Raw genomic sequence first — 7,824 nt, 5'->3', positions numbered from 1 at the left:
TTATTCTAACGAGAAACAAAAAATCTGTCATCAGTAATAGATAAAATCTATTACCAACAACAGATATTGTAGAACCTGTTTTGCTACCATCCTCTTTTGACTTTATGAATCAGTTCGATATTTACCGCTAAAACGTGTAAAATAAGATCATGAAGTTTTAGATCGGAGATAACCATGAATAATATAATTGCGCAAGTTGTGACCGGTAAAGTCATTGATGAAAATGAGAAGGACTACTATGTTCAAATTGAAGGAGAAACTTTTCTCTTGGACAAGACGGAAGTTAACAAGCCCTTAAAAATCGGTGCCAGCTTTACCGGCTTCACCTACGAAAATGAACAACATAAAATGCAAATCACGCGGAATATCCCCAAGATTCGACGAGATCACTATGGCTTTGCAACTGTCGTTAAGGAGAAATTTGGCCTTGGTGTGTTTGTTGACATTGGTCTGCCTAACAAGGATGTTGTTGTGTCCATTGATGAATTGCCCACCATTCGGTCACTTTGGCCACAGGCTGGTGATCAGCTGTTGATATGTCTGACAGTTGACAACAAGAATCGGATCTGGGGCCACTTAGCCGATGAAGAAATTTTTGCAGCGATTTCTCGCCCAGTTACTGGTGACATCAAGAATAAGAATTTGAAAGCGCGTGTTTACCGGCTGAAAATGTCTGGCACTCGCTTATTGACTGAAGATTATCACTTGGCATTTTTGCATCCCGATGAACGTCAAATCGAGCCTCGTCTCGGCGAAGAAATGAGTGGTCGGGTGATCGGGACCTTGCGGGATGGCTCAATTAATATTTCGACCAAGCCAAGGGCGTACCAAGAAATTGGTGAAGATGCGCAGATGATTTTGGCAGCTATTAACCATACCGATGATAAACAATTGCCTTTCAGCGATAAAAGTACCCCAGATTCAATTAAAGATTATTTCGGAATCAGCAAGGGGGCATTTAAACGCGCCTTGGGTCACTTATTAAAAGGACAATTAATCGAACAAGAGGATGGTTATATCAAGTTAAAGAAGTAGGGATAACATGATTGACCAAGTCGAAGACTATTTGCATTATCTGCGGGTTGAGCGTGGCTTATCTGAAAATACATTAACCAGCTACCGTCAAGATCTATTGGAAGCTGTTCATTACTTTAAAAAAACAGTTTCCAAGTTCAGCCAAGTTGATCAATTTTTGATTTTGGATTATTTACAAACGCTCCAAAACGACAATAAAGCTCGCAATACTGTCATTCGAACAGTTTCCAGCTTGAGACGCTTTTTTCAGTATCTGGTTCAATTTGGGATTGTCCAAGAGGATCCAATGCTCAAAGTTGATTCTCCCAAGAAAGCTCAGGGCTTACCTGACGTCTTGACAGAGCAGCAGGTAGATCTGCTGTTGGCCACCCCTGATACCGGCAAGAAGCTGGGAGTGCGCGACCGAGCAATCCTAGAGACGCTATATGCGACCGGGTTACGGGTCAGTGAATTAATTAACCTTAAATTGGTTGATTTGCACCTCTCGATGAATTTGTTACAAACGATTGGTAAGGGCGACCGTGAACGAATTATTCCCATTAGTGACGTTGCCTTGGATTGGCTAAACCGGTATTTGAAAACAACCCGACTGACATTATTGAAGAACCGGACCAATACCGACTATGTTTTTTTGAATGCTCATGGTCGGCAATTGACCCGCCAAGCAATTTGGCAAATGATTAAGAAGTATGTGGCTCAGGCTGGGATTAAAACACATGTCACGCCGCACACCCTCCGGCACTCTTTTGCGACCCATCTACTTGAAAATGGTGCCGATCTGAGAATTGTTCAAGAATTATTGGGCCACTCGGATATTTCAACTACCCAAATTTATACGCATATTTCTCACAAACATTTGAAAGAAGTGTACGATAAATTTCATCCCAGAGCTTAATTGAACGAGGTAATAGCATGTTATATCAATATCGTAAAGATTACGAAAAAATCACAATGGGTCTTTTTTCCCTCGTATCCGAACTTCAGAATATGGATCTCGTGACTCAAGAAATGAATTGGTACGCTGGCAGTGATAATCGCATGATTTACCTCTGGCGGGATCAAAACAATAATTGGTCAGGATTGGTTGGCATTGAATTGCGAGGCAAACAATTATTAATTCATCGATTGGTTTTAACGCCTCAAAGTGTTGATCAGCGAAACTACAATCAACTTTTAGACGAATTGCAAGCCCTCTATCCTGACGACACGATTATTAGTGGATTTGATAACCGAGAGATCTGCGCTAAATGGGAGAAGTCAAAGCCTCATGCCTGAAACCACACAACCCCAATTACATTTGAATGATTTTGATGGACCATTAGAAGTTCTGCTGCACTTGATTCAGCAGTCCAAGATGGATATTTATGATATCCAGATTTCCAAAATCACCGAGCAATACATGGATTATATCTATGATGCTCAAAAGTTGAACTTGGAAATTATTGGTGAGTATTTTGTGATGGCTGCCAAGTTAATGGTGATTAAATCAAAAATGCTGCTGCCAACCGAAAATGTGGTTGATCCTGACAAGGAGACTGACGATCCGCGAGCTGAGTTGGTTGCTCAGCTATTGAATTACAAACGCTATAAGGCGGTTTCTTCCGAATTGAAGCAGCTTGAAGCCAAGCGGCGTTGCAGTTTTACGCGATCAGAAATGGTGGCTGCTCCATCAAAAGAAGCGCTGATGGTTCCGTCACCTTTTAATTCATTAGATTTGATGGCAAGTTACGTTGATGCTTTGAAGAATTTTCATTATAATCAACCAATGTCCACTGTGATTCATGAGTGGGAATTTACAATTGAAAGTCAAACAAAATTGGTTCGGAAATTATTGCAGCGGTCAGCTGCCCACATTTCGTTCGATAAGCTGGTCAGTCACACCCATAAAACTGAAGAAGTGGTCACTGACTTCTTGGCGATTCTGGAAATGGCCAAGTACAACGAAGTGATTTTGAGGCAGGATAGTCCAGATAAGTCAATCCAAATTAGAAGGGGACCCGCATATGACAGTGAGTAATTTAGCAAAAGTCGAAGCACTGCTGTACGCTTCTGGTGATCAGGGAATCACGTTGCGGCAGATGTCACAGCGAACTATCCTGACCGTCGCTGCTTGTCGCCAACTAGTCGAACGGATCGCTGAACAATTTATAAATGATGGCGATTGTGGTTTGAAAGTATTTATTAGCAACGATGTCTACCGTTTAGGTACCAAGGAAGAACTGGCCAGCCTGGTTGAGGATTATGTTAATGATGCCAAGCCACGAGTGCTTTCACAGGCTGCCTTAGAAACGATTGCGATTATCATGTATAATCAACCAGTTACCAGAATTGAAATTGATCAGATTCGGGGAGTTAATAGTTCGGCAATTATTCATCGATTGTTGAACCAAGATCTGATTGAGGTTACCGGCGTCAAACAAGAAGTCGGCAATCCTAAACAGTATGGGGTCACTAATTCTGGTTTGGATTATTTTGGCCTCAAATCACTGGATGACCTGCCAGAATTACCTAAGGATGAAGGCTTGGATGAAAATACCAGTGACGCACTGCTAACAAGATTTAACAAGGAAATTGATCATCAAGATCAGGAGATGAACAAATGAGTGAACGATTGCAAAAAGTGATTGCCCATGCGGGAATTGCTTCAAGACGAAAAGCGGAGACGCTGATTACATCAGGACATGTCAAGGTTAACGGGGAAGTTGTGACCGAACTTGGGACTAAAGTGACCTCAGCTGATGAGGTTAAAGTCGACGAGGTTCCGATTTCAAAAGAAACGCTTGTCTATTATTTATTGTATAAGCCACGGGGCGTGATTACCGCGGTAACCGACGATAAGCATCGAAAAACGGTTGTGGATATTCTCAAGGAAGTCCCAGAGCGGATTTATCCTGTTGGCCGGTTGGATTACGACACATCTGGATTGTTACTCTTAACAAATGATGGTGATCTTGACAATAAGCTCACCCATCCCAAGTATGAAGTTGAGAAGACTTACGTTGCCAAGGTTAAGGGGATTGTGACCAATGATGATTTGAAACAACTGCGAACCGGTGTCGTAATCGATTATCGAAAGACTGCCAAGGCCAAGACCAAGTTAATTCGAACGAATAAGGAATCGTCAATCGTTTCATTAACGATTCATGAAGGTCGCAATCATCAAGTTAAAAACATGTTCGAAAAGATTGGTCATCCAGTTGAAAAGCTTAGTCGAGAAACGTATGGCTTCTTGGATTTGCATGGGCTCCAGGCCGGTGAATACCGTCGGCTTAAGCCCCATGAAGTTGAAGAATTAAAAGAGTTATCTGACAACACAAAACGTTGACAATTTGTCAGTTTCTGATATATTTGTAATTGAAATTAAATAATTTGGTTTATCTTCAGGGCAGGGTGCAATTCCCGACCGGCGGTATAGTCCGCGACCGTGATTTATCACGTTGAACTGGTGTGATCCCAGTACCGACAGTAAAGTCTGGTATGCAGAAGATTAATTCTATGCGATTAATAATACCCTGACATATTCTATGTTGGGGTATTATTTTTGAAGATTGACCATTGGGAAGAGGTTTTTTCAATGGAAAATAGTGGCAACAATCGTCAGGTGCTGACGACCCGTTTGGTTGAGATGTCAGTGTTAGCTGGCTGCTCATATGTACTAATGTTTATTTCGTTTCCAATCATTCCGATTGTACCGTACATGAAGATTGATTTTAGCGACATGCCTATCTTGATTGGGACAGTTTTATTTGGGCCTGTTGGCGGCATGACCATCGCCGGATTGAAATCAATTCTGTATTGGGTGACCACCGGTGCATCGGTACCAGGATTGATTGGTGTGGGTTCCTCATTTATCTCGTCGCTGGTTTTGATTTGGGCATTTTACCTGGCTAATCGGGTACTTTCCGGAATGAAAGGTTTCAAAAAAGCACTGTTTGTCATTACCACAATGGCAGTCAGTTTGGCGATTATCATGTCTGCGCTTAATTGGAGTGCTGTGATTCCACTGTATATGAGCGTGATTGGGCTAAAACTCAGTTTACCATTAACCACAATCATTATGGCTGGGGTCGTACCGTTTAACTTAATCAAGGGAATTGTCGTTGGTGGGTTGTTCTATGCCATTAAAGATAAATTCCTGCCAAGGTTAAAGATTAAATAATTTTCTTGACGAACATCGTATATAATAGATATCAGATTAATAATGAGCTGTTTCAAAACGATTCGTTTTGGTTCGGCTTATTTTTTAGGAGAAAATATGGATCTTTCAACACTATATTTAATCTTTGGCGATGCCAATCAAGATCGCAGAGCTAAAGCAATCAAGAATATTTTAGATGGTAGGCGAACGGTTTCCAATCTTTATTGGGGGTTGGAGTATGGGTTATTGCCATATTTTGGTGCCCTTCATGATTTCGATTTAGGTGATGAACAGGCAGCCGTTGATACCTTGAACAAAGCCGGCTTGGCCACAGTGAGTGATGGATTGTTGTATCGGCTGAGCAGTCGAGGGGTTGATCAGCAAAACCAATTCCAAGCTTCAGTAACGCCCTTGAATGAGCTGGCGACTGTTGCTCAATATGACATTGTCCGGTTTTCGCGCCGGTTTATTTTTGCTGTTCAGGTGGTTTCGGAGTATAGTTATTCAAACAATCGGTATTATCCGCAAACAATTGGTTTCTTTGACGATCAATTAATTAAACGCTGGTTTATTCAAAATAAGCAGCGAAATTTGTCTAATTATTTTCACCAACTGTTGCAGCAATTTTTGAGTGGTTTGGAAAACGATCAACTGGCAGACATCTTTGCGGCCAGTTTAACAGGTCACGGTTTTTCTGGGCTAACGGAAGATCAGCTGGCAGTTCAAACAGATTTAGAACCGACAATTATTCAGCTGAATTGGTTAAAATTATATTCTCGATTATTTTTACTATTAAACAAAGATCCGGAAACACCTTTACAATTGCTGTTGACAGGTCTTACCAAACCTCTGATGTCAGGGAGTGCCAAGCAAACCTTTGATTTATTCGTTTCTGTCCGACAACCGGATCCAGCCACAATTGCCCAGTTACGTAAAATTAAGTTGACAACTGTTTATGAACATCTGATTGAAGCAGCGATTGAGCTGCCGCTCGAGCAATTTCCATATCAACGATTACTCCACAAACAGACCATTACTAACTTACGGCAAGCTGCCCCTGTAAATGTTGGTGAGTGGCAATTCAAAGCTGCTAAGGCTCAGATAGCTGATTTACAATTTTTTGAATTTCGACTTTTTCAAATTTCTGAACGAAAGAAGGGTGACAATGATTGACTTAACCGCTGAATTGCATCGATATTTGGGCTTTGACTCCTTTCGGCCTGGACAAAGAGAAGTGTTGGAAAATCTGTTTGCTGGTCGAGACACTTTGGCCATTTTACCAACTGGTGGCGGTAAAACTCTGTTATATCAATTATATGGGGCCATTACCCATCAGCGGGTTGTCATTGTTTCTCCCTTGATTTCCCTCATGCAAGATCAGGTCAGCAGATTGCAGTATTTAGGGTCAAAACGCGTGGTTGCCATTACTTCGGCTATGGATTTTCAGGAACGGGCAGCAATTTTACGCAATCTCAATCATTATCAGTACATTTATGTGTCGCCTGAAATGCTAAGTAATCGAAATATTTTTGAAATGATTGCGAGACAATCTATCGGCTTGTTTGTCATTGATGAAGCACATTGTATTTCTGAATGGGGCCCTGATTTTCGGCCTGATTATCTGCGGCTTGGTAGAATTCGACATCAGCTTGAAAATCCACTCACGTTGATGATGACTGCAACGGCCACTCAACGAACCAGGGATGATATTTTAAACCGGATGGGGTTTACGGCCACAGGCGTCAAGCAATTGGTATTGCCGACCAACCGTTCAAACATTTTCTTGAGCGCTAAAATTTGTGCAAATCTGCCAGAGAAAAATGAACAGTTGGAAACGCTTGTCAAAGAGTTAAATGGTGCCGGCATCATTTATTTTTCCAGTAAAAAGCAGACTGAGCAGATTGCCGCGATGTTAAGCCAAAAGACCGATAAACGGGTGATGGCCTATCATGGGGGGATGGACAATCAGCGTCGCTTTTTGATTCAGCAGCAATTTATGAACGGTGACATTGATATTGTTTGTGCGACCAGTGCTTTTGGAATGGGAATTGACAAGGAGAATGTCCGTTATGTGATTCATTATCACCTTCCAGATAATATTCAGAGTTACGTGCAAGAAATTGGTCGTTGTGGACGAGATCAGCAGCCCAGCCTCGCAATTTTGCTTTACGAGCCCAACGATCAGTATCTCCAACAGAACCTGATTGCTAACACAATTCCTGAAGAACAGCCTCTCCGATACCTTTACCAACATCCTGACAAGTTGCAGAACAACGATGCTTTTCGAGTGATTAAGTATTATTACGATATTGGCAAAACCGTGGATCAAACGTTGGCTATTTTTGATCAGGCTAAATCTCGGCGGATCGGCGAGTTGAATGCGTTAATTCAGTATATTTATACAACGGGCTGCCGTCGGAAGTTACTGCTTCAACATTTCGATGAAACGGTTGAGCATGTCGATCCAGAATTTTGCTGTGATTTTCATACCGATTTTTGGGGAAATTGGCGGCAGTTCAATCAGCAATATTTGAAATCTTCAGAAACGGATCAAGGCGTTCAATCGACGGATTGGCACCAAATTATTGATAAATTGTTTTTATTAAAAAATTAAGAAAACTTTACCGAAAATAATGATAAAATAAAAATGT

Annotated in this window: 9 protein-coding genes and 1 riboswitch; all 9 genes read left to right on the top strand. The window is 41.5% G+C overall.

The features are described from left to right. Nucleotides 1–174 precede the first annotated feature (174 nt). The 9 genes from QUF07_RS04110 (at nucleotide 175) to QUF07_RS04070 (ending at nucleotide 7,787) form a co-directional block, all read left to right on the top strand. Nucleotides 175–1,035, top strand: a complete 861-nt coding sequence (locus QUF07_RS04110; RefSeq protein ID WP_217161301.1) for a CvfB family protein — start codon at nucleotides 175–177, stop codon at nucleotides 1,033–1,035. A 7-nt stretch (nucleotides 1,036–1,042) separates the two neighbouring features. Beyond that, the gene (gene xerD, locus QUF07_RS04105) at nucleotides 1,043–1,930 is read left to right on the top strand and encodes a site-specific tyrosine recombinase XerD (protein ID WP_217341755.1); all 888 of its coding nucleotides are present in this window, start codon (nucleotides 1,043–1,045) and stop codon (nucleotides 1,928–1,930) included. A 17-nt stretch (nucleotides 1,931–1,947) separates the two neighbouring features. Beyond that, complete coding sequence (locus tag QUF07_RS04100; RefSeq protein ID WP_217161299.1) at nucleotides 1,948–2,310, top strand: reductase; 363 nt, start codon at nucleotides 1,948–1,950, stop codon at nucleotides 2,308–2,310. Beyond that, nucleotides 2,303–3,052: a segregation and condensation protein A gene (locus QUF07_RS04095; protein WP_217161298.1), complete on the top strand. Its 750-nt coding sequence runs from the start codon at nucleotides 2,303–2,305 to the stop codon at nucleotides 3,050–3,052. Before QUF07_RS04100 ends, QUF07_RS04095 begins: the two co-directional genes overlap by 8 nt. Continuing rightward, on the top strand, nucleotides 3,039–3,638 hold the full coding sequence (gene scpB / locus QUF07_RS04090; RefSeq protein ID WP_217161297.1) for an SMC-Scp complex subunit ScpB: 600 nt from the start codon (nucleotides 3,039–3,041) through the stop codon (nucleotides 3,636–3,638). Before QUF07_RS04095 ends, scpB begins: the two co-directional genes overlap by 14 nt. Next, on the top strand, nucleotides 3,635–4,360 hold the full coding sequence (locus tag QUF07_RS04085) for a pseudouridine synthase (RefSeq protein ID WP_217161296.1): 726 nt from the start codon (nucleotides 3,635–3,637) through the stop codon (nucleotides 4,358–4,360). The genes scpB and QUF07_RS04085 overlap by 4 nt, the downstream gene beginning before the upstream one ends. Before the next feature lie 47 nt (nucleotides 4,361–4,407). Beyond that, a riboswitch (FMN riboswitch) is annotated at nucleotides 4,408–4,527 on the top strand. A gap of 82 nt (nucleotides 4,528–4,609) precedes the next feature. Beyond that, nucleotides 4,610–5,194: an ECF transporter S component gene (locus QUF07_RS04080; protein WP_217161295.1), complete on the top strand. Its 585-nt coding sequence runs from the start codon at nucleotides 4,610–4,612 to the stop codon at nucleotides 5,192–5,194. Between the two features lie 96 nt (nucleotides 5,195–5,290). After that, entirely contained in the window at nucleotides 5,291–6,346 is a 1,056-nt protein-coding gene (locus QUF07_RS04075; RefSeq protein WP_217341754.1) for a helix-turn-helix domain-containing protein, read from the top strand. Beyond that, nucleotides 6,339–7,787, top strand: a complete 1,449-nt coding sequence (locus QUF07_RS04070; protein ID WP_289426841.1) for a RecQ family ATP-dependent DNA helicase — start codon at nucleotides 6,339–6,341, stop codon at nucleotides 7,785–7,787. The genes QUF07_RS04075 and QUF07_RS04070 overlap by 8 nt, the downstream gene beginning before the upstream one ends. The last annotated feature ends 37 nt before the right edge of the window (nucleotides 7,788–7,824 follow it).

Origin of the sequence: Lentilactobacillus sp. TOM.63 (genome assembly GCF_030361045.1) — a bacterium.
Classification (GTDB): Bacteria; Bacillota; Bacilli; order Lactobacillales; family Lactobacillaceae; genus Lentilactobacillus; species Lentilactobacillus dabitei.
Note: the sequence above shows the minus strand (reverse complement) of the source record. Positions and strands in the feature narration are given on the sequence as shown.